The following is a 25,263-nucleotide window of genomic DNA, read 5'->3' as shown; positions in this document are numbered from 1 at the left end:
GGAGCAATTTGAGTGGATCACGGGTTGAGCCCTGCGAAACCCCGGGCCCGACCCGCTTCGCGGGTGAAAACGCTCCGGTGGAGCGTTTTCAGGGAATCACGCCGTGAGCCCCCCGAACGTCCGGTGGCGAAACCCCGGGTAACTTTGATCCCGCATACCCCCACCTAACCTCCCCCTGTAGAAGGGGGAGGAACTGATCGTGCTCAAACCCGATATCCGCTAGCCACCGCCCCACTCCTCCCCCTTCTTCAGGGGGAGGCCGGGAGGGGGTGAACCCCGCGCACCGGCGTTCTGCCGCCTGCCGAGATCACCCCGCTTAACCTTAACGTGATCGCGTCAAACTGCTGTTGCATCACAGCAACGTCACGAAAAAGCCTAGATTCCCGCCACATTCGCGCCGGAATAGGCATTGATTAACCAAACCGGCAAACCCGGTTTTAAGAATAAGCGCGGTAAATGCCGTGCTTAAGATTGTTGCCTATTCAGGAGCCTCCCGTGGCCATCCCCGCACCCATTTCTACCGCGTTGCGCGCTACCGCGATGCTGCTTTTCGTCGTCGTCGTTGCCGCCTGTTCGCGCAGCGCCAATGACAATGTCGGCCTCACCGGCGTCGGCAATGTCGGTCCCGGCGGCGGCGCCCCCGGCAGCCAGCAGGAATTTCTCGTCACCGTCGGCGACCGCGTCTTCTTCACCACCGATTCCAGCTCGCTGACCGCCGAAGCCCAGGCCACGCTCGACAAGCAGGCCGCCTGGCTCAACCAGTACCAGAACTACCGCATTCTCATCGAAGGCCATGCCGACGAACGCGGCACCCGCGAATACAATATCGCGCTCGGCGCCCGCCGTGCCTCGGTCGTGGTGAACTATCTCGTGTCCCGCGGCGTCAACGGCCAGCGCATCACCAGCCAGTCCTTCGGCAAGGAACGCCCGGTCGCCATCTGTAATGACATCTCCTGCTGGAGCCAGAACCGTCGCGCCGTGACGGTGGTTCAGTAAGACGAGCGCGTCCTTCGGGACGCAGAAAATCCAGTGAAAACTGGAGGCAAGGACGCCCGGCGCCGGATATTCTGGCCCGGGCGTTTTGTTTTGACCAAATTTGGCCTTTATCAACGGGCCCATAACACCCATCTTGGCTACAGATTTTCGATCGGGAGACTGGCTTGACCCTCAGCAGACTGTCCAAATTCGGCCGGGCGGCGCTTTGTGCGCTGGGCGTCGGGCTTGTTGCCCCCGTCCCCGCCACCATGGCCCAGACCACCCTGCCCCCTGCCGAGCTGGCGGGCCTGAGCTTCACCAATGGCGGCCGCGTGCTCGTGGCCCAGGCAGACCAGGCCCAGCTCATGGTGCGCATCCAGCAACTGGAAGAGCAGATCCGCCTGCTCAATGGCCAGGTCGAAGGCCTGACCTTCCAGATCACCCAGATGCAGGAAATCCTCACCCGCTTTCAGGAAGATGCCGAATTCCGCTTCCAGGCATTGGAAGGCGGTGCCGGGGGAAAAACTGAGGCGGCAACCCAACCGGGCGGCGTGACGCAGCCCGAGGCGTTGCCGCAGAGCCCCGGCGTAACTACCGTTCCCACCGATGCTGCTCCCTCACCCACCATCATTCCCGAACAGGGCGTGCAGCCCCTGCCGGGTGAGCAGGAGTTCGATCCGACCTTTGACGACGGCTCCGTCGGCGAATCGGCCGATCCGCTGGTCGGCACCGGCCAGGGTGGCAGCGTCGACCTCGTCACCGGCCAGCCGCTGAACCTCAGCTACGATCCGCGCGCCGTCGATAGCGGCAATGCCGATGCCGATGCGCAGTTCGCCGCCGGCTATCAGGCCATTGTCGAGGGCGACTATGCCTTTGCCGAGGACCAGTTCAGCCAGTTCCTCGCGCTCTATCCCAACCACCCGCAGGTCACCGATGCGGCCAATTGGCTGGGCGAGGCGCTGCTGGTGCGGGGCGCCTATGACCAGGCGGCCGAAGTGCTGCTCGATGCCTATCAGAAGGCCCCGGACAGCCCACGGGCCCCCGACCTCCTGCTCAAGATCGGCGTCTCTCTTTCTGGCGCCGGCGAGCGGGAAACCGCCTGCCGCACCCTGACCGAGGTCAACCTGCGCTATCCGGATACCGCGCCAGCCTTCAAGACACGCGTTTCCGAAGAAATGGCGCGGGCCGAATGTCCACCGGCCTGACGCCCGATCTGGGCGATCCGGATGTGCTGGCGCGCCTGTTCGCGCCGGCACGCGACCACAGAACCATCGGCCTGGCAGTGTCCGGCGGTGCCGATAGCCTGGCGCTGATGCTCCTGGCCCATCGCTGGGCCGCAATGCTTGCCGAGCCCCCAAAGCTCATCGTCTATAGCCTCGACCACGCCTTGCGCCCCGAAGCCGCCGACGAGGTGGCCATGGTGCTGGCCGCGGCGGACAATCTTGGGCTTTCCGCCCGCGGCCTGGTCTGGGACGACATCAAGCCCGAAACCGGCCTGCAGGAGGCCGCCCGCCAGGCGCGCTACGGCCTGATCGGGGGTGCCATGGCCGAGGATGGCGCCACCCTGCTGCTGACCGCCCACCATCGCGCCGACCAGGCCGAAACCGTGTTGATGCGGCTCGCCCATGGCAGCGGCCTCGAAGGGCTCAAAGCCATGTCGCCGCTGTCCCGCGTCGAGGGCGTCCCCCTCTTCCGCCCGCTGCTCGATTGCGACCCGGCTTCGCTGGCCGCGCTGGTCGCCGAGGCCGGGCTCATCCCCGCCGCCGATCCCTCCAATACCGATCCGGCCTATGAGCGGGTGCGTTGGCGCCAACTGCTGCCCACGCTTGCCGCCGAGGGCCTCGACGCCGCCACCCTCTCCCGTTTCGCCACCCGCATGGCCGAGGCCGATGCGGCCCTCACCCAGATGGCCCACGCCGCCTTCGACGAACTGGTTCGCCTCGATGGCTTTGGCGCTGCCAGCCTGCCCCGCGCCGCCTTGACCGAGCTCAGTCCCGCCATTGCCCAGCGGGTGCTCTCCCGGGTGCTCAACATCGTCGGCGGCCGCCAGAAGCCGCGCGCACTCGGGCAGGTCGAGCGCCTGCATGAGCAGATCCTGGGTGGCATCAGCAAGCCGCTGACCCTGCTCGGCGCCGTCATTCGCCCGCGCGCCGAGAGCCTCGTGATCTCGCGCGAACCCGGTCGCATGCTGCCCGAAGCCCAGACCCTGCTTCCCGGCGCCGATCTGGTCTGGGACCAGCGCTTCCTGATTTCTAATCTCTCCGGCGAAGCCGGCATTCAGGCGGGACCCACCGATTTCCTGCCCCGTCATCGCCTCGAGGCCTTGCTGGGCTTCAAGGTCACCAGCCCCGCCGAGGCCATCCGCACCGCCCCCATCGTCCACGACAGCGCCGGGCAATTGCTGGCGCTGGGCGGCTGGTCCTTCGATGAGCGGGTTAAAGTGGAACTGCTGATCGACTGAGACGCTCGGCGACGCCCCTATCCAACAACTCTGCGGACAAATCCGCCCCCGCCTTGAAAATGTCGGCAAAGACGATTTCATCGCTGGTGAAAATCGACTAGACCCTTAGCCCGATTGCAGGCCTTGCCAGGGAGCCACCCCACTCATGTCGACCGACGCCTCCGCTACCGAACGGTTCAGCCACGACGCTGGCATTCTCGCCCAGGCCCTGCCCTATATGCAGCGCTATGAAGGCAAGACTGTCGTGGTCAAGTATGGTGGCCACGCCATGGGCGATCTCAAGCTCGGCCAGGCCTTTGCCCGTGACATCGCCTTGCTCAAGCAGTCCAAGGTCAATCCGATCGTGGTCCATGGCGGCGGACCCCAGATCGCCTCCATGCTGAAAAATCTCGGCATCGAATCCAAGTTTGAAGGCGGACTGCGCGTCACCGATGCCCGGACCATGGAAGTGGTCGAGATGGTGCTGGCCGGCTCCATCAACAAGGAAATCGTCGCCCTGATCAATGCCGAGGGCGAGTGGGCCATTGGCCTGTGCGGCAAGGACGGCAACATGGTCTTTGCCAAGAAGGCCGAAAAGACCGTCAAGGACCCCACCTCCAATATCGAGCGCGTGCTCGATCTCGGCTTTGTCGGCGAACCGGTAGAAGTCGACCGCACCCTGCTCGACCTCTTGGCCCGTTCGGAAATGATCCCGGTCATTGCCCCGGTGGCCCCCGGCCGCGACGGCAATACCTACAATATCAATGCCGATACCTTTGCCGGCGCCATTGCCGGCTCGCTCGGCGCCAAGCGCCTGCTGTTCCTCACCGACGTGCCCGGCGTGCTCGACAAGGACGGCAAGCTGATCCCCGAATTGAGCGTACGCGAAGCCAAGCAGCTGATCGCCGACGGCACCATTTCGGGCGGCATGATCCCCAAGGTCGAGACCTGCCTCGAAGCGCTCGACAATGGCGTCGAGGGCGTGGTCATCCTCAACGGCAAGCAGCCGCACGTGGTTCTCGTCGAACTTTTCACCGAGTTCGGTGCCGGCACGCTGATCGTCCGCTAACGGAACAAAGCGCCTTCGGGCGCTTTGTCTACTATTGGCAACGGTGCCGCACGGGGGCAGGGAACCGCTTGGGAACAGAGTTTTTCATTTTTGCGGCGATCGGTTTTTTCGCCCAGATCGTCGACGGGGCCCTGGGCATGGCCTATGGCGTCGTCAGCTCCACCATGCTGCTTTCCTTCGGTGTTTCCCCCGCCGCGGCTTCCGCCAGCGTCCATGCCGCCGAAATGTTCACCACCGCGGCCTCCGCTACCTCCCATGTCAGCCACCGCAATGTGAACTGGCGCCTGTTCTGGCGCCTCGCCCCGGCCGGCGTGCTGGGCGGCATTCTGGGCACCTATGTGCTCACCGCCATTGACGGCGCCGTGCTCCGCCCCTTCGTCACCGTCTATCTCGGCCTTTTGGGCATCTATATTCTCTATCGCGCCTTCCGCATCCGCGCCGCCTTCAAGGAACCCAAGACCGGCATGGTGCTGCCCCTGGGCGTCGCCGGTGGTTTCGTCGATGCGGCCGGCGGTGGCGGCTGGGGTCCCATCGTCACCTCCAGCCTGATCGGCTCGGGCGGCGCCCCGCGCTATGTCGTGGGCACGGTCAATACCGTCGAATTCTTCGTCACCACGGCAGTGTCGGTGGCGTTCATCACCGCCCTGCTCACCGGCCATTGGGAAGAGGCAGAGGGCATCGATCGCTATATCTGGTCGGTCGCCGGCCTCGTGGTCGGCGGCGTCCTCGCCGCGCCACTTGCGGGCTTTGTCGTGCGCATCATCCCGCCCCAGCGGCTGATGATGCTGGTCGGCGGGCTCGTGGTCTCCCTCGCCTGCTTCCAGACCTGGCAATTGTTGAGCGCATGAAAGAGGCCGCCCGAGGGCGGCCTTCAGATGTATTTGACGCGGCTTGGAACAGCGTACCAATAGGCGCGATGCGGCTCCTCCCCCTTCTTCAGGGGGAGGTTGGGAGGGGGTCTGCAGCGCGCTACACCTCCACCACCGTGGCATGCTGCGCTTGGGCAGCGGCGGGGCCGGAAGGCGACTTCTTGAACACAAAGGCCATGGCCAGGACGATGCCGAACGCCACCACCTGATACCACAGCGCCAGGGCCGCAGCTTCGGCGAAGGCGATATTGGGCGTCGCGCCGCTGGCAAAGCTGCCGGCGAGATGGGTGAAGAAGATTTCGCCGACCAGCGCGATACCGAGCGCCCCACCGACCTGCTGGAAGGCCTGCAGAGCCCCCGAACCGGCACCGGCATCGCGCGGCGGCACATTGCGCAACACCAGTTGGAACAGCGAGGAGAAGCCCAGACCCAGCCCGATGCCGGCGATCAACAGCGGCGGCAGGAAGGTCCAGCTGTCGATGGAGGTTGTGACGCCGGCAATGATGAAATGCAGCCAGCCGATACCACCGGCCAGGAGCGCCCCGGCCGCAGCCAGCCGGGCCCGCAGGTAACGTGCACCGAACCGGCCGGCAATGGCCGAGGCGATCAGCACGCCCACCGAGAACGGCGTATTGGTCAGGCCAGACTGCAGGGGCGAGAAGCCGAAGCCGGACTGCAGCAACAGCGAAATCACCATGAACATGCCCGGAATGCCCGAGGCAAACACCGTCACCACGAAGGCGCCGAACATATAGTCCTTGTTGCGCAACAGGTCATAGTTGAGCAATTGCGGCTGCCCGGCGGCGGCGCGCTTGCCCTGCCAGATATAGAACAGCCCCAACAGCACCAGGCCGGCACCGATCATGCCGAAAGCCCAGACCGGCCAGCCATAGGCGCGGCCCTCGACGATGGGAAACACCACCGCAACGATGCCGAGGCCGAACAGCCCGATGCCGACATAGTCGTTCCTGAGCTCCTTGTGGCCGGGCAGGCGGGGGATCAGCATCCAGCCGGCGATAATGGCACCAATGCCGATGGGAATGTTGACGAGGAAGATGGGCTGCCAGTCGAGCCCGAACAGCTGCGCATCGATCAGCAGCCCGCCCAGGATCGGCCCGCAGACCGAGGCAAGGCCGGCCGAAAGCCCGAACAGCGAAAAGGCCTGACCGCGCTCATGCGGGGGGAATGTCACCGTGGCGATGGCCAGGACCTGCGGCGTCATCATCGCGCCGCCAATGCCCTGCAGGACGCGGGCAAAGATCAGCATTTCGATATTATGCGCCAGGCCGCAAAGCGCCGAGGCGGCGGTGAAGGCGGCAACGCCCCAGAGGAACATCTTGGTGCGACCGACAATGTCGCCGAGCCGGCCGAAAGGCAAAAGACCCAGCGCGAAGGCCAGCACATAGGCGGCCACGACCCATTCGATCTGGTTGTCGGTGGCGCCAAGATTTTCCCGCATCGAGGGCAGCGCCACATTGACGATGGTGACGTCGATCAGATTCATGAAATTGGCGATCAGCAGGATCACCAGCGACAGCCAGCGACGCGGATCGGGCGGAGACGCGGCCTCGGCCGCATAGGTGGTAGACATTATCGGTGCCTCGGGGACGGTTTAGGGACGAGCGGTAAAAGCGCGCTCGAATTCAGAAAAAACCGCGAGCATATGCTCACGGTTCGACTTGATGCTGCGCGTGCCGGCGATCATGCCGATGAAAATATGCGCAGCGGACGCGGGGTCGATGTCGGCACGGAGCGTGCCGTCAGCGGCGCCTTGTTCAAACATTTCGGCCAGCATGCCGTGCCAGTGTGCACGCATGGGCAACATGATGGCGGCAATCGCCGGATCACGGCGGGCGCGCTCGACCAGCTCGGCCATCACAGCAATGCGCTCCGGCGCCTTCTCCTGGGATTCGAGGGCGTCTTCGAATTCCATATGCAGCAGTTCGATGCCGGTCTTTCCCTGCCGGGATCGGGCGAGACCCTGGGCGCGAAATTCGTCCTTGATGCTCTGCGCCACCAGCGCAATCAGCGCTTCCTTGCTCGGCACATGGTAATGCAGGGTCGCGATATTGATGCCGACGCGGGCCGCGATGTCTCGCGTGCGCAGGCCTTCGAGCCCTTTCTCGACAATCAGGTCGCGCGCTGCCGCGGCAATAGCGGCGCGCCTGTCATCGGTGCTTTCGCGTTTTTGACTATCCTGTTCCATGGCGCCCCAATACGCCTGTCACAGGAATTAATCAATCACTTGATTGATGAACTTTTGCGACAATCCCATCTATCGATGGCGTGCCACGCGCGGTTGACATTTGCTGTCAGCAGGCGTCCATCACCGCAGTTGTTTGTGGAGCGCACCATGACCGATTATGTCCGCAAGATCCTGACCTCTTCCGTCTATGAGGTTGCCGAGCAGACCCCGCTCGAGCCCATGGAATTGCTCACCGCCCGCCTCGGGCGCGATGTGCTGGTCAAGCGCGAGGACATGCAGCCGGTCTTTTCCTTCAAGATTCGCGGCGCCCATAACCGCATCGCCCACCTCACCGCCGAGGAGCGCGCCCGCGGCGTCATCTGCGCCTCGGCCGGCAATCACGCCCAGGGTGTCGCCCTCTCCGCTACGCGGCTGGGTATCCGCGCCGTGGTGGTCATGCCGACCACGACGCCCGCCATCAAGGTCAATGCCGTGCGTCGCCTTGGCGGCGAGGTCGTCTTGTTCGGCGACGGCTTCGACGCCGCCCGCGCCCATGCGTCGGGCCTTGCCGAACGGCATGGTTATGTCTTCGTCCACCCTTTCGATGATCCCGATGTCATTGCCGGTCAGGGCACGATCGGGCTCGAATTGCTGCGCCAGCATCCCGGCCCCATCGGCGCCATCTATGTGCCGGTCGGCGGCGGCGGCCTGGCCGCGGGAATTGCCAGCTTCGTCAAGTTCCTGCGCCCGGAAATCCGCGTCATCGGCGTCGAGCCTGAGGAAGCGGCCAGCATGAAGGCCGCCATTGCCGCCGGCCATCCGGTGGCGCTCGACCAGGTGGGGCTCTTCGCCGATGGCGTCGCCGTGCGCCAGGTCGGCGAGGAGACCTTCCGCCTCTGCCGCGACCTGCTCGACGATATCGTCACCGTCAGTGCCGACGAAATCTGCGCCGCTATCAAGGACATTTTTGACGATCACCGCGCCATCACCGAACCGGCCGGCGCCCTGGCTCTGGCCGGGCTGCGTCGCGATGTCGAGAACGGCAATGCGCCCCAGGGCGCGCTCATCGCCATCAATTCGGGCGCCAATGTCAATTTCGACCGCCTGCGCTATGTCGCCGAGCGGGCCGAGATCGGCGAACGCGCCGAGGCCCTGCTCGCCGTCACCATTCCCGAGCGCCCCGGCTCCTACCGCGCCTTCATCCGCCTCGTCGGCCAGCGCGCCATCACCGAGTTCAACTACCGCTATGCCCAGGGCAGTTCGGCCCGCATCTTCGTCGGCATCAAGCTGGCCGGTGGCGATGCGGAAAAGCGCGAAATCATCGACCTGCTCGAGCGCGCGGGCCTCGCCGTCACCGACATGACCGACAATGAAGTGGCAAAGCTGCATGTCCGCCACATGGTGGGCGGGCGCGTCGCCGGTCTGGGCGATGAAATGGTGTTTCGCTTCCAGTTCCCCGAACGGCCGGGCGCCCTGCTCAAATTCCTCGAAGGGCTCAACGACGCCTGGAACATTTCGCTGTTCCACTACCGCAATCACGGCGCCGACTATGGCCGCGTCCTGGTCGGCATCGAAGTTCCGCCAGAAACGCGCGCCGACTTCTTCGCCCATATCGACGCCATCGGCTTCCCGTACTGGGACGAAACCGAAAACCCGGCCTATCGACAGTTTCTCGATATCAACGAGACCACCCCAAAACCGGGTTCGACATCAACCTGAAATATACCGCAACTACATCGGCTGACGTATTTCCGCCCACAAGCCATTGCAATTGAACGGGCAAGGGGCGATCTGCTGCTTTCAACGCGCGAGCCGGGGTGCATCGGGCGCGCAATTCTTGAACCATATCCGAGGGATAAAAACATGATGATGAGCCTGTCCAAGACCACCAGCCTGATGCTTGCCAGCGGGCTCGCGACCCTGGCCCTGCTGCAGCCCGCCATGGCGCTGGATGCCGAGACCTTCGTCAACCGCATCGAGACCGTCTACAAGGTTATGGGCTATGACTTCAGCTTCGGCCCGGCCACGCTGGACGGCGACACCATCACCGTCGATGGCGGCACCCTGGGCATTGTCGGGCTGGGCGAAGAGCCCATGACGTTCGACACCACCCTCACCTTCTCCGGCGTTGCCGAGACCGAAGATGGCGGCTTCACCGCCGACAGCCTGACCATTCCCGACATCGACACCGACTTCTCCGCCGACCCGGTCGGCCACCTGTCCCTCACCGATATCCGCGTCGAGAACATCGTGCTGCCGCCCGAAGGCGTCACCGGTTCTGCCGCGCTGATGCAGACGGCCGGCGTCGTGGCCACCGGCCCGCTGTCGGTGACCCGCGATGGCGCCGAAGTCATCTCCATCGACAGCATGGACATGACCTCCGAGTTCACCCATGACGCTGCCGGCGCGCTGGAAAGCCTCGTCACCACCACCTCGATTGCCGGCCTCTGGGCCGATCTGTCCACCGTCAAGGACGAAGAGCCCGACGCCGGTGCCATGATCGAAGCCCTCGGCCTGACCGAAATCAATGGCGACTTCAACCAGACCATGACCTGGTCGATGGGCGATGGTCACCTCGTGCTCGAAGAGTCCAAGCTCGACCTCGCCGATGCCGGCGCCATCGACTTCAAGCTCGACGTGCTCGGCTTCACCCCGGCCATCCTCGACAAGATCTACGCCATGCAGGGCGAAGGCCTCGACGCGACCAGCGAAGAAGCCCAGGCCAAGCAGATGATGGTCGGCATGGAACTGCTCCAGGCCCTTTCCATCTCCAGCGCCTCGATCCGCTATGACGACGCTTCGCTCGCCGGCAAGCTGCTGGATGTGTTCGCCGCCCAGTCCGGCACCGACCGTGCTGCCTTCGTCGAAGGCCTCAAGGCCACCCTGCCCGGGATCGTCGCTCAAAGCGGCATTCCGGCGCTGACCGATCTGGTCGTGCCGCCGGTCTCCGCCTTCCTCGACGATCCGCAGAGCCTTGAAATCTCGGTCAAGCCGCCGCAGCCGACCAGCCTCCTGGTCCTCACTGCCGCCGCCTCCAACCCGGCCGGTCTCATCTCGGCCATCGGCCTGGCCGTTACCGCCAACCAGTAATCCAATCGCCCGAAAGGCCCCTCTCCGGAGGGGCCTTTTTATGCCTGCCCATCTCCCACCAGGAACTGTCCCCAAAAGGTGGGATGAAGCATCAACGCTTTTCTGCGATACTGCCGCCATGACCCTTGCTGCTTCGATCCCGCCGAAAAACCTCGACCACGTCACCGATTGGGTGTTCGACCTCGACAACACCCTCTATCCGCGCGAATGCAATCTCTTCGCGCAGATCGATGTGCGCATTACCCGCTATGTCATGGACGTGACGCAGCTCGAATTCGACGCCGCGCGGACCCTGCAGAAGGAATACTATCGGGATTTCGGCACCACGCTGAACGGACTGATGACGCGCCATCGCATCGATCCCGACCATTTCCTCAACACCGTGCACGCCATCGACTATAGCCCGGTGACAGCTCATCCCGAGCTGGTGGCTGCCATCCGCGACCTTCCCGGCCGCAAATTCATCCTCACCAATGGCGATACCGGCCATGCCCGCTCCGTGCTGTCCCGGCTGGGCGGCGACGACCTGTTCGAGGATGTCTACGACATCCGCGCCATGACCTATGTGCCCAAGCCGCACCGCCAGGCCTATGATGGCTTCCTCGCCCGCCAGGGCATCGATCCCGCCCGCGCCATCATGTTCGACGACCTCGAAAAGAACCTCGTCGTGCCGCATGAGATCGGCATGGCCACCGTGCAGGTGGTCGCCGCCGACGACTATAGCCATGATCAGGTCGACGCCTGGGAGCTGGGCCGCACCACCGGTCCGCATGTGCATCACATCACCGGCGACCTCGCCGGCTTCCTCCGCAACCTTCCCTGACCCCGCGCCTTTAGCTTACGGGCCTGCCCCGGGTCGGCCCCATTCTCCTGCGGCCCTGCCGCCATGCATTACGGGAATCCCAAACATGGAATATCGTCGCCTGGGCAAATCCGGCCTCAAGGTCAGCGAAGTCTCGCTCGGCAGCTGGGTCACCTTCTCCAAGCAGGTCGATCAGTCCGACGCCATTGCGCTGATGCGCCACGCTTATGACGCCGGCATCAATTTCTTTGACAATGCCGAGGGCTATGAAGCCGGCGAGTCTGAAGTCTTGATGGGCGAAGCGCTCAAAAAGCTCAATTGGGGCCGCGATACCTATTCGGTCTCCTCGAAAGTCTTCTGGGGCGGCTCCAGGCCGACGCAGAAGGGGCTTAGCCGCAAGCATGTGACCGAGGCCGCCCACGCCGCGCTCAAGCGCCTGCAGGTTGATTATCTCGATCTCTATTTCTGCCATCGCCCCGACGTCGATACCCCCATCGAGGAAACCGTCTGGGCCATGCATAACCTCGTGACCCAGGGCAAGATCCTCTATTGGGGCACTTCGGAGTGGAATGCCCAGCAGCTGACCGAGGCCTGGGGCGTCGCCCGCGCCAATCACCTCACCCCGCCCACCATGGAACAGCCGCAATACAATCTGTTCGTGCGCGAAAAGGTCGAGGCCGATTATCTGCCGGTCTATGAACTGCTCGGCTTGGGCACCACCATCTGGTCGCCGCTGGCCTCGGGCCTCTTGACCGGCAAATACAATGACGGCATCCCCGCCGACAGCCGCCTCAGCCTGCCCGGCTATGAATGGCTGCGCGACCAGTGGACCAGCGAGGCCGGCAAGGCCAAGCTCGACAAGATCCGCCAGCTCGCCACCCTTGCCGGCGATATCGGCCTGTCCATCACCCACCTGGCGTTGCTCTGGTGCCTGCGCAATCCCCATGTCTCGACGGTGATCCTCGGCGCCTCCAAGCTCGACCAGCTCAAGGACAACCTCGCCGCCCTCGAGCACAAGGACAAGCTGACCCCAGACGTGCTCGAGCAGATCGAAACCATCATGGCCAACAAACCGGCAGGTCCGCAGCGATATTAGGAGCACGAGGCCGTCCCGAACGGCCATCGCCCTTGGCACCATCCGCCCCCAAACGCGGTGCAGCTCCTCCCCCTGCTTCAGGGGGAGGCTGGGTGGGGGTGGGCAACACGCTCCCAACCATGTGCGATAACGCTGCCGCTTGATCGCCCCCCACACCCGGCTGTCATCCACCACCGGCCGTCACCCTCGGGCGAAGACCCGAGGGCTCTGCACTTGCCGACATCTCCACAAACAAGACCCCTCGGCTCAAGGCCGAGGGTGACGGCTGGTTGGTAACTGTTTCAGCTCTGCCTGCTGACACACAACCGCCCCCCACCAGCCATCCCCCTTGGCACCATCCGCCCCCAAACGCGATGCAGCTCCTCCCCCTCCTTCAGGGGGAGGCTGGGTGGGGGTGGGCACCGCGCTCCCAACCATGTGCGATAGCGCTGCCGCTTGATCACCATCCACACCGGGCCACCCCCACCCGGCAGTCACCCTCGGGCGAAGACCCGAGGGCTCTACACTTGGCGACATCTCCACAAACAAGACCCCTCGGCTCAAGGCCGAGGGTGACGGCCGGTGGGTAACTGTTTCAGCTCTGCCTGCTGACACACTACCGCCCGCCACACCAGACCCCAAAACCTAAGCCACCTCGCCGTGATATTGGCACTGGCCGTGGTCGGCGAGGATCTCGATCACCCGACAGCTTTCGACGCGGCCGTGGGAGCAGCCTTCCACCATCCGCTCCAGCTCGTGCTGCAGGGCCTGCAGGCTGGCGATCTTGGCCTTGACGGCCACCAGATGTTCCCTGGCGATACCGTCGGCCTGCTCGCAGGATTGCTCGGGCTGGTCCTGCAGTTTCAGCAGCGTCTTGATCTCGTCGATCTCGAAACCCAGCTCGCGCGAATGGCGGATGAAGGTCAGTCGCTCCATGTCCTTGCGATCATAGCTGCGGCGCCCGCCATCGGTGCGCGGCGGCACCGGCAGCAATCCGATCTGCTCGTAATAGCGGATGGTGGGCACCTTGACCCCACTGGCCTGTGACACTTTGCCGATAGCGACACCAATGCTCATTTCGCTCTTGCTCCTCTAGCCACTAGAGAATGTAGGCCTGTTTCCAGAAATACAAGGAGCAGTCGCCATGTCAGCAGAAATCGAAACCACACGTTTCCGTGTCGAGGGCATGGATTGCGCCAGTTGTGCCGGTAAGATCGACATTGCGGTGCGCCGCCTGCCTGGCGTCGAGGATGTCTCGGTCTCCGTCGTCGGCGGCACCATGACGGTCCGCCATCGCGACGCAGAAACCGAAGCCATTGCCGATAAGGTCACGAGCCTCGGCTACAGGACCGAACCGCTTGCCGCCAACGCCCCCGCACCAACCCCTGCCTCCGACCATGATCACGACCATGCCGGGCATGCCGGGCATGATCACGCCAAGTCAGGCGATGCCCTGGCCGGCATGCATGGCCACGACCATAGCTTTGAATCCGGCCCCTGGTGGCAGACGACCAAGGCCAGGCTCACGCTGCTCAGCGCGCTGGCCGTCGTCCTGGCCTTTGCCGCCGGCCAGTTTTTCCCGGCGCTGGAGCAATGGGCCTTCGTGCTGGCCATGGTGGTCGGCCTCGTGCCCATTGCCCGCCGCGCCTGGATGGGTGCGGTCAATGGCAGCCCCTTTTCCATCGAGACGCTGATGACCGTCGCGGCCATTGGCGCCGTGTTCATCAATGCCGCCGAGGAAGCCGCCATCGTCGTCCTGCTGTTCCTGATCGGCGAATTGCTCGAGGGCGTGGCCACCGGCCGGGCTCGCGCCAGTATCAAGGCGCTTGCCAATCTCGTGCCGCGCATGGCCCTGCGCGAGAGCGGCGAAACCATCATCGAAATCCCGGCCGAACAGCTGGCCGTGGGCGATATCGTCCTGGTCCGCCCCGGCGACCGCATTCCCGCTGATGGTCTGGTGGGATCGGGTGAAAGCGCCGTCGATGAAGCGCCGGTGACAGGCGAATCCGTGCCAAAGCGCAAGCAGGCCGACGATCCGGTCTTTGCCGGCACCATCAACCAGGACGGCGCTTTGCGCATCCGGGTGACTGCGGCCGCCGCCGACAATACCATTGCGCGCATCATTGCCCTGGTCGAGGAAGCCCAGGAATCCAAGGCGCCGACCGAGCGGTTCATCGACCGGTTTTCGCGCTATTACACGCCCGGCGTCATGGTGGTTGCCGCTCTCATTGCCATCCTGCCGCCGCTGCTGACGGGCCAGCCCTGGGACGAGTGGGTCTATAAGGGCCTCGCCGTGCTGCTGATCGGCTGCCCCTGCGCGCTCGTCATCTCGACGCCCGCCGCCATTGCCGCCGCGCTCTCCGCCGGTGCCCGCCGTGGCTTGTTGATGAAGGGCGGCGCCGTGCTCGAGCAATTGGGCAAGATCGACATGGTGGCGCTCGACAAGACCGGCACGCTGACCGAGGGCAAGCCAAAGGTCACCGACATCATCGCTATCGGCAAGACGGAGGCCGAAGTGCTGTCGCTTGCCGCGGCGCTCGAAACGGGCTCCAGCCACCCGCTCGCCCTCGCCATTCTCAACCGGGCCAAGGCAGACGGCATCGTGCCGCCACCGGCCGAAAACGCCGGCGCGGTTGGCGGCAAGGGCGTTGTCGGCACGGTTGCAGGCGTATCGCTCTTCCTCGGCTCGCCCAAGGCCGCCGCTGCCACGACGCCGCTTGCTCCTGAACTTTCGGCGCGAATTGCTGCCCTCAACGACGAAGGCAAGACCGTCTCGGTACTTCTGGCTGACAATGCCATTGCCGGGGTCATCGCCATGCGCGACGAGCCGCGTGACGACGCCCGGTCCGGCCTGGCCGAACTCAAGCGCCTCGGTGCCGACGTCATCATGCTCACAGGCGATAATGCCCGCACCGCCAAGGCCATCGCCGCCGATCTCGGCATTACTCCACGCGCCGAGCTGCTGCCGGAAGACAAGCAGCGCATCGTCGGCGAGCTCAAGGCCGCGGGCAAGACCGTGGCCAAGGTGGGCGATGGCATCAATGACGCGCCCGCCCTCGCCGCCGCCGATATCGGCATCGCCATGGGGGGCGGCACCGATGTGGCGCTCGAAACCGCCGATGCCGCAGTGCTGCACGGCCGAGTGGGCGATGTCGCCAATATGATCAAGCTGTCGCGCGCCACCATGGCCAATATCGGCCAGAACATCACCATCGCGCTGGGTTTGAAGGCGGTGTTCCTCGTCACCACCATTATCGGGGTTACCGGACTATGGCCGGCCATCCTCGCAGATACCGGCGCCACCGTGCTGGTCACCGCCAATGCCATGCGCCTTCTCGCCTGGAAGGGTAGCAACCAGGCCTGATCATTTTCGGCCGAGGCGCCGGGTCAGAAAAACCCGCGCGCCTCGGCCACGATCTCGGACAAAAACTCCGACACCAGCGCCACCCGGCGAATGGCCCGCAAATCCTCGTGCACCACGGTCCAGTAGCTGCGCGTCAGCTTGTGTTCCGGCAGGATCGGCACCAGCCGGTCATCGCCCTTGGCCATATAGGTGTGCAAGATACCGATCCCGGCCCCCGCCCGCACCGCCTCGGCCTGTCCCATGGCCGATGAAATGGCCAGGCTCGACCTCCACTGGCGCGAGAATTCGCCGGTATAATCGAGCCAGGGCGAAAAGATCAGGTCTTCGACATAGCCCACCAGCTGGTGCTCGCCCAATTGCTCCAGCGAAGCCGGCATGCCGCGCTCGTTAAGATAATCCCGCGCCGCATAGAGCCCCAGCTGATAATCGGTGAGCTTGCGCGCCACCAGCCGCCCCTCGCGCGGCCGCTCGATGGCCACCGCGATATCGGCCTCCCGTCGCGACAGCGAAAAGGCCCGCGGCACCGGAACCAGCTCCACCCGCAGCCCCGGATGCCGCCGCGTCAACCGCCCCAGGCGCGGCGCCAGGAACGCCACCCCGAAGCCGTCCGGCGCGCCCACCCGCACCGTGCCAGCAATCTGGCTGTCGGCGCCCGCCGCTTCCTGTGCCGCCAGCATGGCGCTTTCCATCCGCTCGGCATGGATCAGAAACCGCTCGCCCTCGCCCGACAATTCCGTGCCATTGGTGCGGCGGATGAAAAAGGTGCTGCCCAGCGCCTGTTCCAGCGCATTGAGCCGTCGCGCCACTGTCGCATGGTTGAGCCCCAGGCTCCGCGCCGCACCCAGCAATTGCCCCTGCCGCGCCACCGCCAGGAACACCCGCACGTCGTCCCAGTTCATCGGGCTATATTCTGCGCACATCGGATGCGATTTTTCTGCCGTTGCTTTGCATGGATTATAGCTGCATCTCGACAGCACAACAAGGAGGACGCCCCATGCGCACCATCGGCCATTTCATCGACGGCACTGAGACCACCGGCCAGAGCGGCCAGTTCCAGGACGTGTTCAACCCCGCCACCGGCGATGTCCAGGCCCGCGTTGCCCTCGCCGATGCCGCCGATCTCGAGGCCGCAGTGGCCTCCGCCGCCGCTGCCCAGCCGAAATGGGCGGCCACCAATCCGCAGCGTCGCGCCCGCGTCTTCTTCAATTTCGTGGCACTGATCAATCGCGACATGGACGAGCTGGCCCAATTGCTCAGCGCCGAACATGGCAAGACGGTCGAGGATTCCAAGGGCGACATTCAGCGCGGCCTCGAAGTCGCCGAATTCGTCGCCGGCGCCCCGCATCTGCTCAAGGGTGAATTCACCGATGGCGCCGGCCCGGCCATTGACATGTATTCCATGCGCCAGCCGGTGGGCATCGGCGCCGGCATCACCCCATTCAACTTCCCCGCCATGATCCCGCTCTGGATGCTCTCCCCGGCCATTGCCGCGGGCAATGCCTTCATCCTCAAGCCGTCCGAGCGCGATCCTTCAGTTCCGGTGAAACTGGCGCAGCTGGCCATCGAGGCCGGCCTGCCCAAGGGCATTCTCAACGTGGTGCATGGCGGCAAGTCGGTGGTCGACGGCATTCTCGACCATCCCGCCATTGGCGGCATCAGCTTTGTCGGCTCCACCCCGATTGCCCGCTATGTCTATGGCCGGGCTGCGGCCGAGGGCAAGCGCGTCCAGGCCTTTGGCGGCGCCAAGAACCACATGATCATCATGCCCGATGCCGACATGGACAAGGCCGCCGATGCGCTGATGGGCGCCGGCTTCGGCTCTGCCGGCGAGCGCTGCATGGCCGTGTCTGTGGCGGTGCCGGTGGGCGCCGAGACCGCCGACCGCATCATCGCCGCCCTCAAGCCGCGCATCGAAAAGCTCAAGGTCGGCCCCGCCACCGATGCGAGCTCCGAAATGGGTCCGGTGATCACCAAGGCCAGCCAGGACCGCATCAAGCACCTGATCGGCATGGGCGTCGAGCAGGGCGCCGAACTGGTGGTCGATGGCCGCGGCTTCAGCCTCCAGGGTTATGAGAACGGCTATTTCGTCGGCCCGACCCTGTTCGACCGGGTCACCGCCGAGATGGATATCTACAAGGAAGAAATTTTTGGCCCGGTGCTGAGCGTCGTGCGCAGCCAGAGCTACGAAGAGGCGCTGAAGCTGACCATGGACAACCCCTATGGCAATGGCACCGCCATCTTCACCCGCGATGGCGACGCCGCCCGCGATTTCGCCGCCCGCGTCAATGTCGGCATGGTGGGCATCAACGTGCCTGTGCCGGTACCGCTGGCCTATCACAGCTTTGGCGGCTGGAAGGCCAGTGCCTTTGGCGACCTCAACCAGCACGGCATGGACGCGATCAAGTTCTGGACCCGCACCAAGACCGTCACCGCCCGCTGGCCATCCGGCATCAAGGACGGTGCCGAATTCCAGATGCCGACGATGAAGTAACGGGCGCCGCTGCCTGCATCCAATTGCAGCCCCCCTTGAGCGAAGTGTTCACTTTTAGCGCGTTGGGAGGCGCTTAGGCTTCGCCTCCTGCTTTCCCTCCCCCTTCTCCAGGGGGAGGGAGACGGACCGGTTATTTTGACTGACTCTTACCCACAACGCGATGCGGCTCCTCCCCCTTCTTCAGGGGGAGGTTGGGAGGGGGTGTGCAGCACGCTCAAGCCCGGATGCGATAGCCCTGCCCTCAAGGGGGAGGGAGGCGAAGGAACAGAAAGTCGCAGATAATCTCAGCGCAGCAACCCGCTTGCAGCTCCCTAGCGCGCGAAGGGGACGCTGGCGGTCATGACCTTGCCGGAATCGTTGAATTCCACCTGGAACTCGACGATGATCGTGTCATCGACGAGGAAAATCTTGGAGCCGATCTGCACGTCATTGCCGCCGCGATCGCGCTGGCGCTCGGTCAGATCGAACCCGATCTGATTGCCGTTCTTGCGGCCCACGGCCAGGCCCGAAAAGCCGGCATTGGATGTCATCACCGCCTCATAGCGCGCATTGGCCTCCGAAAAGGCGATGGTGCCGCTGACCGACAGGTTCATGTTCACCAGCGTGCAGCGGCCGGTATAATTGATCTTGGACTGGTTGCCCTGGCTCACCGACAGGCGGCAGCGGAAGGGCTCCGGCTTGTCGCTGCCCACCAGCGTGCTCTCGCCGCGCCAGCTGCCGATATATTGCGCCAGCAATTGCTGTTCGGCAGGGCCGGCATAGGCCGCTCCTGCGCCCATCATGCCGATGGCAAGCGCTGCTGCCCCCAAACGCGTCAACGCACCCTTCACCACGTCAATCCACTCCTCGTTTCAGCCGGGGCGTTCCAGCGCCGCCTGCCGTCTTGTTGCTGCCGCCCTTGGCACCGGACGGAAACGGCCGATGCAGAGGCTGTGTTCCCACCAGTTTTCATTGTCGAAAACGAATTTAGGACTTCATCCAACAATGCCATCTTAATACTGAGACTCAAATATAACGCTGTCACCGATTTCGATACGCAAAAGCGGAGTTCCCGTGCTTCCTCCTGAACACATCCCCGTCATGCAGGAAAATTCCGCGCCCCGCGCCCCCCACTCCGGGGGTTCAACGCCGATTATTGGGGTCAGCGGTGTCGACTATGTCGTCGACATGGCCGGCAAGCCGCTGCAGATCCTCAAGGGTGTCGATCTCGCTGTGACGCCGGGCGAAGTGGTGGCCATTGTCGGTCCCTCCGGTAGCGGCAAGACTTCGTTGCTGATGCTGCTGGCCGGGCTCGAACGGGCAACCGCCGGCCGCATCACTATTGGCGGCACCGACATCACCAATCTCGATGAAGACGCCATGGCGGTATTCCGCCGCAAGACGCTCAGCATCGTCTTCCAGAGCTTCCACCTCATCCCCTCGCTCAGCGCCCTCGACAATGTCGGGCTGGCGCTCGAGATCGCCCAGCCCGACCTGCCGCTGGCCAAGGTGCGGGAAGCCGCCGCCGCCGCGCTCGACACCGTGGGCCTGGGCAAGCGTCTCGATCATCGCCCCGCCGCCCTCTCGGGTGGCGAGCAGCAGCGCGTCGGCCTCGCCCGTGCCCTGGTCACCAAACCGCCGCTGCTCCTGGCCGACGAGCCCACCGGCAATCTCGACCAGAACACCGGCGCGGTGGTGGTCGATCTGATGTTCGACCTGGCCCGGCGCAACAACACCACCGTGGTGCTGATCACCCATGATCCCAATCTCGCTGCCCGCGCCGATCGCAGCTTTACCATGACGCAGGGCCAGCTCAGCGAAAACACCGGCGGAGCGCATTGATGCGCGCCATGATTGCTGCAGCCCGCGTTGGGCTGATCGAAATGGCCGGCGACTGGAAGCGCTTCTGGCTGCTGATCCTGTGCCTGGCCGTCGGCACCGCGCTGATTGCCGGCGTCAGCTCGGTCAGCGGCGCCATCACCCGCGCCGTCGACCAGAATGCCGCCGTCCTGATGGGCGGCGATCTCGAACTCTCCCGCTCCGACCGCGCCGCCAATGCCGATGAACTGGCCCTGTTCGAGCGCTTCGGCCGCGTCGCCGCCCTCACCGAAACCAATCTCAGCGCTGAATCCGACACCAGCGAAGCCTTTGTCGATCTCGTCGCCGCCGGCCCCGGCTACCCCCTTCTCGGCCAGCTCGACACCAGCGCCACCGACGCCGCCACCACCCCCTTCGCCGCCCTGGGCGAGGTCGAGGACACCTTTGGCGCGCTGGTCGATCCGGTCATGCTCGACCAGTTGGGCCTCAGGACCGGCGACATCATCCGCATCGGCGGCACTAATTTCGAGGTGCGCGGCACGCTGGGCGCCCTGCCTGACGGTCCGGTGCGCGGTTTTCGCCTGGGGCTGACCGCCCTCATCAGCAGCGATGGCTTCGCCAAGATTTCCGACCGCACCTCGCCTTTGCCGGGCCTCGGCACCAATTTCCGCTATAAGCTGCTATTGAGCGAACTGGCGATCGAACCGGCCCGCGCCGAACTGATCGCCGCGCTCGACGATGCCGGCTGGGAGATCCGGTCGGCACTGGACGGACTCGGGCCGATGCTGCGCTATTATCAGCTCTTTACCGGCTTCCTCGTCGTGGTGGGCCTGGGCTCACTGCTCATCGGCGGCGTCAGCGTCTGGAGCGTCATGTCGGCCTATGTGGCGGAGCGCTCCGGCGTTATTGCCGTGCTGCGCAGCCTCGGCGCCTCGCGCGCCCGGGTCATGGTGCATTTCCTCGTCCAGGTGCTGGCTCTGGCGCTGATCGGCGTCGGTATCGGCGTCGCCATTGGTGCCGGCATCGGCTTTCTGGTGCTGCCAGTCGTCGGCGAAGCCATTGGCGTGGCGCTTGATGGCGGGCTCGATGTCGCGGCTCTGCTGGTTGCGGCGGCGGTTGGCCTGCTGACCGCCTTTGCCTTTTCCTACCTGCCGCTGGTACAGGCGCAGATGGTCAGCCCGGCAAGCCTGTTCCGCGCCCGTGGCCTCGGCGCCCCGCCCATTCGCTGGCGTCGGCTCGTCGCCTCTCCAGCGCTCTGGCCGCTGGTCATAGCTATTGCGGCCTTCTTCTGGCTGGCCGTCATCCTCACCGGCGACGTGCTGCTGGTCCTGGCCTTCGCTGCTGCCTGCCTGCTGGCGACCTTGTTGTTCCAGTTTGGCAGCCGCTTCGTCCTGCACCGTATTCCCCATACCGGCGAACCCGGCTGGATGCCGCTGCGCCAGGCCCTGCGCGCCATGTCCGGCTCGGTGCGGGCCAGCGCCGCCGTGGTCACCGCGGTGGGCCTTGCCGTCCTCATCCTGGTCGTGGTGCAGATCCTGGCCGTCAACCTGCGCAACGAGTTCCTCGGCGCCTCGGTCTTCGATGCGCCAACCCTGGTCGCATCCGATCTCTTCGAGGACGAGGCGGAAAGCCTCAATCTCCTGGTCGGCCCCGAGCACGGCATCGCCCAGGTGGTCACCACTCCGATGCTGCGCGGTGCCCTCACGGCGATCAATGACCGTCCCATCGGCCAATTGCAGGCCAATGGCCCGGAAGCTGCGTTCCTGCTCTCGGGTGAAATCCCCATGACCTATCGCAATATCCTGCCGCCTGCCTCGCGCGTCGTCGAGGGTCAGTGGTGGGGCCCGGACTATGCCGGCGAGCCCTTGGTGTCCCTGCACCAGAACTTGCGCCAGGGCCTTGGCCTCAAGCTCGGCGACACGGTGAGCTTCGACATCTTTGGCGATACCGTCACCGCGCGCATCGCCAATTTCCGCGACTATGCCTGGCAGGGCGGCATTGACTTCCTCGTCTCCTTCTCCCCCGGCACGCTCGATCTCTACCCCTCGACCCTGCTCGCGGCGGTGACGGCCGAGCGCGGACGCGAAGAGGAGGTGGAGCGTTTCCTCGCTGCCGAGTTCATCGACATCAAGTTCATCGCCATCGGCGCCACGCTCGAACGCATCACCGCCGCATTGGGCCAACTGTCCCTTGCCGTGGCCGCTGTCGGGGGCATCGCCGTCTCCAATGGCCTGCTCATTCTCATCGGCAGCCTGGCCTCCGGCCGGCGCCAGCGCGAGACCGATGCGGTGATCACGCGCGTGCTCGGCGCAAAGCGTGGCGACATCCTCGCCACGGCGCTGCTGCAATTCCTGCTGCTCGCCGCCTTTGCCGCGCTTCTCGCCATCCCGGCCGGTCTTGCCACAGCCTGGATGCTCAGCAGCATCCTGCTCAACGTCGCCTTTACCCTCGATCCCACCACCGTTCTGCTCGTGGCCCTGGGTGTCGTCGTGGTCACTGCCATTCTCGGCGCCACCACGCTGCTGCGGGTGCTGGCGCGGCGGCCGGCGCTGCTATTGCGCGAAATGCAGAGCATCTGAACACGCCTGATTCGGCACCCGGGCTTGCCAGGGCGCCGGAATTCGGCCATCAAGCCGCCGCGATTGGCGCGTAATGCGCACCAATTGCGACGGATTGGTCGGGGACGGATGCATGACGGCACGGGTGATTGGCTTATTGGCGATGGCGCTGCTGGTTTCCGGCTGCACGTTTGCCGGCGTCAAACCCCTGCCCGGCAATTCCTCCCGCGCCGCCATCCCCGCGACCGAAGCGATTGCTGCGCTTGCCCCCGAGGCCAATGAAAGCCGCGAGGGCTATGTGCCCAAGGCCTCCGCCGTGCCGACCGCGCCCAGCGCCATGCTGATGGGCTATACCGGCAGCCGCCATGGCGCGCTCGATGGGCTCATCACCCATTACGCCAATGCCTATAAGGTGCCCGAAGAACTGGTGCGCCGCATCATCGTGCGCGAAAGCAACTACAATCCCGCCGCCCGCAACGGTCCCTATTGGGGCCTGATGCAGATCAGCCACGCCACCGCCCGCGGCATGGGCTTTTCCGGCGACCCATCGGCCCTGCTCGACGCCGAAACCAATCTGCGCTTTGCCGTACGCTACCTGGCCGGCGCCTATGTCACCGCCCGCGGCAATCACGACCAGGCGGTGCAGTTCTATGCCCGCGGCTATTACTACGACGCCAAGCGCCTGGGCCTGCTGCAAAAAAGCGGCCTGCTCTAGCCGTTCCCCTCAAAATCCGGGCGTGCAAAAGCCGGTGGACCTGCCACCGGCTTTTTCAGATCGCCTGATCGCCGCGCACGGCCTGGCTGACCGCGAAATGCGCGGTCTCGATCGAGGGGAAATGCTGTCCGTCGATCGGAAAGGCCGGCAGCTTCACCGCCAGGAAGCGGTAGCCTTCGGCATCCGGCACGACGACACCCAGGGGCTCGCCGCCGACTTCGATAACGGTTGGCCGGATCTTTTCGGCCGTCTTCAAACTTGGTTCTTGCATGGTGGAAGCTCCACTTCCGCACCGAATCCGCGCGCCATGAACTCAAGGCATCTGCCTTGGCTCCGGCCTCGGTCGCTGCAGGGTTTATTGATTCTGTGAGACGGTGGTGTGACGGCGGGTCACATTCGTTTGCAGAAGCAAGTCCCTTGCCAGCGTTTGGCGCCATGCTGTCGGGTTACGAGGGTCAAACACAGGGCTTGGAAATTGAAGTGTGTCGATGTCGTCATCGTCATTCCTCTCCTGAGCGAGTGTTGGACTGGTTCGTTTCACCACGCCTTTGCGGCGCAGCAAGGGCAAGATAGGGCCGGCTCGGAGATTTTTCCAGTGCCCCATCATGCGTAAATGGCCAAAAAGACGAAAAACCCTGCTCGACTTTCGGCCTATGGCAGATAATATGAGTTTTTAGATCAGATTATAATCTCACGCGTCACCTTGAACTGGCCCCCACAATCTGGTCTTTTGATTGTCTTGGATCTGTCTCCCGTCCTCGGGAGCAAGGGGACTGTCAGGTGTCTGAAGACGAATTGCCTCCCGTCGTGCGGGGCAAGAGGGGGGCAAAGCCCTCCGGCAAGCCGACCCTCAAAACGATAGCGCAAATGACGGGGCTGGCGGTTACCACCATTTCCCGCGCGCTCAACAATGCGCCGGAACTGGCCCAGGAAACCCGTGACCGCGTGCAGAAGATCGCCGCCGAGATCGGCTACCTGCCCGATCGCGCCGCGCTGCGCCTCAAGACCGGCCGCACCAATGTCATTTCGCTGGTGCTCGAGCCGGACGAGCAGATCTACGGCTTCGGCTCCTCGCTGATGGCGGGCATCACCGAGGCCCTGCGCAACACGCCCTATCACCTGGTGATTACCCCGCTGTTCCGGGGCGTGTCGCCGATGGAGCCGATCCGCCACATCGTGCGCAATCGCATGGCCGATGGCGTCATCTTCTCCAAGACCGAGAGTTTCGACGAGCGCATCCGCTTCCTCATCGACAATGATTTTCCCTTTGTCAGCCACGGCCGCAGCCAGTACAGCGAGCCGCACCCCTCGGTGGACTTCGACAACGAGGCCTATGCCTATGCCGCAACCAGGCGTCTGGCGCAGAAAGGCTGCAAGAAGGTCAGTATCGTGCTGCCCGAAAGCGCCCTCACCTATGCCGAGCATCTGCGGGCCGGCGTGATCCGCGCCGCCAACGAGGCGGGCATCGCCTATGAGTTCTCGACCGACGTCAACAGCTTCAGCCCCTCGGATGCGCTGCGCAATTATGTGGGCAAACGCGCCCGCCGGCCGGACGGCCCCGATGGCTGGATCTGTGTGTCGGAAGTTTCGGCTCTGGCCGTACTCGGCGCCCTCAACGACGCCGGCAAGACCGTGGGCCAGGACGTGCATGTGGTGACCAAGCAGAGCTCACCCATGTTCGATGCCTTCCAGCCCAGCGCCGAAACCGTGCACGAGGATTTCGTCGATGCCGGCTTCCATCTCGGCTCGATCCTCTTGCGCCGCATTTCCGGCGCCACCGACGATCTTACCTATGTAGCTGCACCCAGGATCGGCTGGCGCGAGTGAACGGCT

General features: G+C 64.5%; 21 protein-coding genes. 15 read left to right on the top strand and 6 right to left on the bottom strand.

The features are described from left to right. The first annotated feature begins 540 nt into the window (after positions 1-540). The 5 genes from pal (at position 541) to BGO80_RS06520 (ending at position 5,332) form a co-directional block, all read left to right on the top strand. The gene (gene pal / locus BGO80_RS06540; RefSeq protein WP_126149992.1) at positions 541-996 is read left to right on the top strand and encodes a peptidoglycan-associated lipoprotein Pal; all 456 of its coding nucleotides are present in this window, start codon (positions 541-543) and stop codon (positions 994-996) included. A 164-nt stretch (positions 997-1,160) separates the two neighbouring features. Continuing rightward, on the top strand, positions 1,161-2,180 hold the full coding sequence (gene ybgF / locus BGO80_RS06535) for a tol-pal system protein YbgF (protein ID WP_126149842.1): 1,020 nt from the start codon (positions 1,161-1,163) through the stop codon (positions 2,178-2,180). Further along, a complete protein-coding gene (gene tilS, locus BGO80_RS06530) occupies positions 2,165-3,436 on the top strand; it encodes a tRNA lysidine(34) synthetase TilS (RefSeq protein ID WP_286720172.1) in 1,272 nt (423 codons plus the stop codon). Before ybgF ends, tilS begins: the two co-directional genes overlap by 16 nt. 145 nt (positions 3,437-3,581) lie before the next feature. Next, entirely contained in the window at positions 3,582-4,484 is a 903-nt protein-coding gene (gene argB / locus BGO80_RS06525) for an acetylglutamate kinase (protein WP_126149844.1), read from the top strand. A 68-nt stretch (positions 4,485-4,552) separates the two neighbouring features. After that, positions 4,553-5,332, top strand: a complete 780-nt coding sequence (locus BGO80_RS06520) for a sulfite exporter TauE/SafE family protein (protein WP_286720168.1) — start codon at positions 4,553-4,555, stop codon at positions 5,330-5,332. Positions 5,333-5,453: 121 nt separating this feature from the next. Here the strand turns inward: BGO80_RS06520 and BGO80_RS06515 are convergent, their stop codons facing one another. Both BGO80_RS06515 and BGO80_RS06510 read right to left on the bottom strand, forming a co-directional pair. Continuing rightward, complete coding sequence (locus BGO80_RS06515; protein WP_286720166.1) at positions 5,454-6,944, bottom strand: MFS transporter; 1,491 nt, start codon at positions 6,942-6,944, stop codon at positions 5,454-5,456. A gap of 21 nt (positions 6,945-6,965) precedes the next feature. Further along, positions 6,966-7,559, bottom strand: coding sequence for a TetR/AcrR family transcriptional regulator (locus BGO80_RS06510; RefSeq protein ID WP_286720164.1), 594 nt, complete (start codon positions 7,557-7,559; stop codon positions 6,966-6,968). Between the two features lie 147 nt (positions 7,560-7,706). On the opposite strand from BGO80_RS06510, the gene ilvA reads away from it, so the two are divergent. From ilvA to BGO80_RS06490, 4 genes are all read left to right on the top strand, one after another. Then, positions 7,707-9,257 carry a threonine ammonia-lyase, biosynthetic gene (ilvA, locus tag BGO80_RS06505; RefSeq protein WP_286720162.1) on the top strand — a complete coding sequence of 517 codons (1,551 nt, stop codon included), beginning with the start codon at positions 7,707-7,709 and terminating at the stop codon, positions 9,255-9,257. 144 nt (positions 9,258-9,401) lie between these two features. Then, the gene (locus tag BGO80_RS06500) at positions 9,402-10,628 is read left to right on the top strand and encodes an aq_1923 C-terminal domain (protein ID WP_286720159.1); all 1,227 of its coding nucleotides are present in this window, start codon (positions 9,402-9,404) and stop codon (positions 10,626-10,628) included. 118 nt (positions 10,629-10,746) lie between these two features. After that, positions 10,747-11,451: a pyrimidine 5'-nucleotidase gene (locus BGO80_RS06495; protein WP_286720156.1), complete on the top strand. Its 705-nt coding sequence runs from the start codon at positions 10,747-10,749 to the stop codon at positions 11,449-11,451. A gap of 85 nt (positions 11,452-11,536) precedes the next feature. After that, positions 11,537-12,526 carry a potassium channel beta subunit family protein gene (locus BGO80_RS06490; protein WP_286720153.1) on the top strand — a complete coding sequence of 330 codons (990 nt, stop codon included), beginning with the start codon at positions 11,537-11,539 and terminating at the stop codon, positions 12,524-12,526. Between the two features lie 624 nt (positions 12,527-13,150). On the opposite strand, the gene BGO80_RS06485 is transcribed toward BGO80_RS06490, so the two are convergent. After that, positions 13,151-13,582: a MerR family transcriptional regulator gene (locus BGO80_RS06485; RefSeq protein WP_286720151.1), complete on the bottom strand. Its 432-nt coding sequence runs from the start codon at positions 13,580-13,582 to the stop codon at positions 13,151-13,153. Between the two features lie 67 nt (positions 13,583-13,649). Here BGO80_RS06485 and BGO80_RS06480 point away from each other — a divergent pair, with 67 nt between their 5' ends. Next, the gene (locus tag BGO80_RS06480; RefSeq protein WP_286720148.1) at positions 13,650-15,869 is read left to right on the top strand and encodes a heavy metal translocating P-type ATPase; all 2,220 of its coding nucleotides are present in this window, start codon (positions 13,650-13,652) and stop codon (positions 15,867-15,869) included. Between the two features lie 23 nt (positions 15,870-15,892). On the opposite strand, the gene BGO80_RS06475 is transcribed toward BGO80_RS06480, so the two are convergent. After that, positions 15,893-16,768: a LysR family transcriptional regulator gene (locus BGO80_RS06475; RefSeq protein WP_286720145.1), complete on the bottom strand. Its 876-nt coding sequence runs from the start codon at positions 16,766-16,768 to the stop codon at positions 15,893-15,895. 95 nt (positions 16,769-16,863) lie between these two features. Between BGO80_RS06475 and BGO80_RS06470 the strand changes: the two genes are divergently transcribed. Next, complete coding sequence (locus BGO80_RS06470; RefSeq protein WP_286720143.1) at positions 16,864-18,360, top strand: CoA-acylating methylmalonate-semialdehyde dehydrogenase; 1,497 nt, start codon at positions 16,864-16,866, stop codon at positions 18,358-18,360. A 311-nt stretch (positions 18,361-18,671) separates the two neighbouring features. On the opposite strand, the gene BGO80_RS06465 is transcribed toward BGO80_RS06470, so the two are convergent. Next, entirely contained in the window at positions 18,672-19,193 is a 522-nt protein-coding gene (locus tag BGO80_RS06465; RefSeq protein WP_126149855.1) for a heme-binding beta-barrel domain-containing protein, read from the bottom strand. A gap of 247 nt (positions 19,194-19,440) precedes the next feature. Between BGO80_RS06465 and BGO80_RS06460 the strand changes: the two genes are divergently transcribed. From BGO80_RS06460 to BGO80_RS19450, 3 genes are all read left to right on the top strand, one after another. Then, a complete protein-coding gene (locus BGO80_RS06460) occupies positions 19,441-20,181 on the top strand; it encodes an ABC transporter ATP-binding protein (RefSeq protein WP_286720138.1) in 741 nt (246 codons plus the stop codon). After that, positions 20,181-22,736, top strand: a complete 2,556-nt coding sequence (locus tag BGO80_RS06455) for an ABC transporter permease (protein WP_286720136.1) — start codon at positions 20,181-20,183, stop codon at positions 22,734-22,736. The genes BGO80_RS06460 and BGO80_RS06455 overlap by 1 nt, the downstream gene beginning before the upstream one ends. A gap of 112 nt (positions 22,737-22,848) precedes the next feature. Then, positions 22,849-23,430: a transglycosylase SLT domain-containing protein gene (locus BGO80_RS19450; RefSeq protein WP_502686546.1), complete on the top strand. Its 582-nt coding sequence runs from the start codon at positions 22,849-22,851 to the stop codon at positions 23,428-23,430. 55 nt (positions 23,431-23,485) lie between these two features. Here the strand turns inward: BGO80_RS19450 and BGO80_RS06445 are convergent, their stop codons facing one another. After that, positions 23,486-23,701: a hypothetical protein gene (locus tag BGO80_RS06445; RefSeq protein ID WP_286720133.1), complete on the bottom strand. Its 216-nt coding sequence runs from the start codon at positions 23,699-23,701 to the stop codon at positions 23,486-23,488. 509 nt (positions 23,702-24,210) lie between these two features. On the opposite strand from BGO80_RS06445, the gene BGO80_RS06440 reads away from it, so the two are divergent. Further along, the gene (locus BGO80_RS06440) at positions 24,211-25,257 is read left to right on the top strand and encodes a LacI family transcriptional regulator (RefSeq protein ID WP_353744196.1); all 1,047 of its coding nucleotides are present in this window, start codon (positions 24,211-24,213) and stop codon (positions 25,255-25,257) included. Positions 25,258-25,263 lie beyond the last annotated feature (6 nt).

This window comes from Devosia sp. 63-57, from assembly GCF_001899045.1.
GTDB lineage: Bacteria > Pseudomonadota > Alphaproteobacteria > Rhizobiales > Devosiaceae > Devosia > Devosia equisanguinis.
This window is presented reverse-complemented; position numbering and strand designations above follow the sequence as displayed.

Excerpts from the sequence above, each read along its gene's own strand:
- BGO80_RS06480 (WP_286720148.1), top strand. The coding sequence starts at position 13,650 with ATGTCAGCAGAAATCGAAACCACACGTTTCCGTGTCGAGGGCATGGAT.
- BGO80_RS06445 (WP_286720133.1), bottom strand. The coding sequence starts at position 23,701 with ATGCAAGAACCAAGTTTGAAGACGGCCGAAAAGATCCGGCCAACCGTT.
- BGO80_RS19450 (WP_502686546.1), top strand. The coding sequence starts at position 22,849 with ATGACGGCACGGGTGATTGGCTTATTGGCGATGGCGCTGCTGGTTTCC.
- BGO80_RS06515 (WP_286720166.1), bottom strand. The coding sequence starts at position 6,944 with ATGTCTACCACCTATGCGGCCGAGGCCGCGTCTCCGCCCGATCCGCGT.
- BGO80_RS06495 (WP_286720156.1), top strand. The coding sequence starts at position 10,747 with ATGACCCTTGCTGCTTCGATCCCGCCGAAAAACCTCGACCACGTCACC.
- argB (WP_126149844.1), top strand. The coding sequence starts at position 3,582 with ATGTCGACCGACGCCTCCGCTACCGAACGGTTCAGCCACGACGCTGGC.
- tilS (WP_286720172.1), top strand. The coding sequence starts at position 2,165 with ATGTCCACCGGCCTGACGCCCGATCTGGGCGATCCGGATGTGCTGGCG.
- BGO80_RS06470 (WP_286720143.1), top strand. The coding sequence starts at position 16,864 with ATGCGCACCATCGGCCATTTCATCGACGGCACTGAGACCACCGGCCAG.
- BGO80_RS06485 (WP_286720151.1), bottom strand. The coding sequence starts at position 13,582 with ATGAGCATTGGTGTCGCTATCGGCAAAGTGTCACAGGCCAGTGGGGTC.
- ilvA (WP_286720162.1), top strand. The coding sequence starts at position 7,707 with ATGACCGATTATGTCCGCAAGATCCTGACCTCTTCCGTCTATGAGGTT.
- BGO80_RS06490 (WP_286720153.1), top strand. The coding sequence starts at position 11,537 with ATGGAATATCGTCGCCTGGGCAAATCCGGCCTCAAGGTCAGCGAAGTC.
- BGO80_RS06460 (WP_286720138.1), top strand. The coding sequence starts at position 19,441 with ATGCAGGAAAATTCCGCGCCCCGCGCCCCCCACTCCGGGGGTTCAACG.
- pal (WP_126149992.1), top strand. The coding sequence starts at position 541 with ATGCTGCTTTTCGTCGTCGTCGTTGCCGCCTGTTCGCGCAGCGCCAAT.
- BGO80_RS06475 (WP_286720145.1), bottom strand. The coding sequence starts at position 16,768 with ATGAACTGGGACGACGTGCGGGTGTTCCTGGCGGTGGCGCGGCAGGGG.
- BGO80_RS06510 (WP_286720164.1), bottom strand. The coding sequence starts at position 7,559 with ATGGAACAGGATAGTCAAAAACGCGAAAGCACCGATGACAGGCGCGCC.
- BGO80_RS06500 (WP_286720159.1), top strand. The coding sequence starts at position 9,402 with ATGATGATGAGCCTGTCCAAGACCACCAGCCTGATGCTTGCCAGCGGG.
- BGO80_RS06455 (WP_286720136.1), top strand. The coding sequence starts at position 20,181 with ATGCGCGCCATGATTGCTGCAGCCCGCGTTGGGCTGATCGAAATGGCC.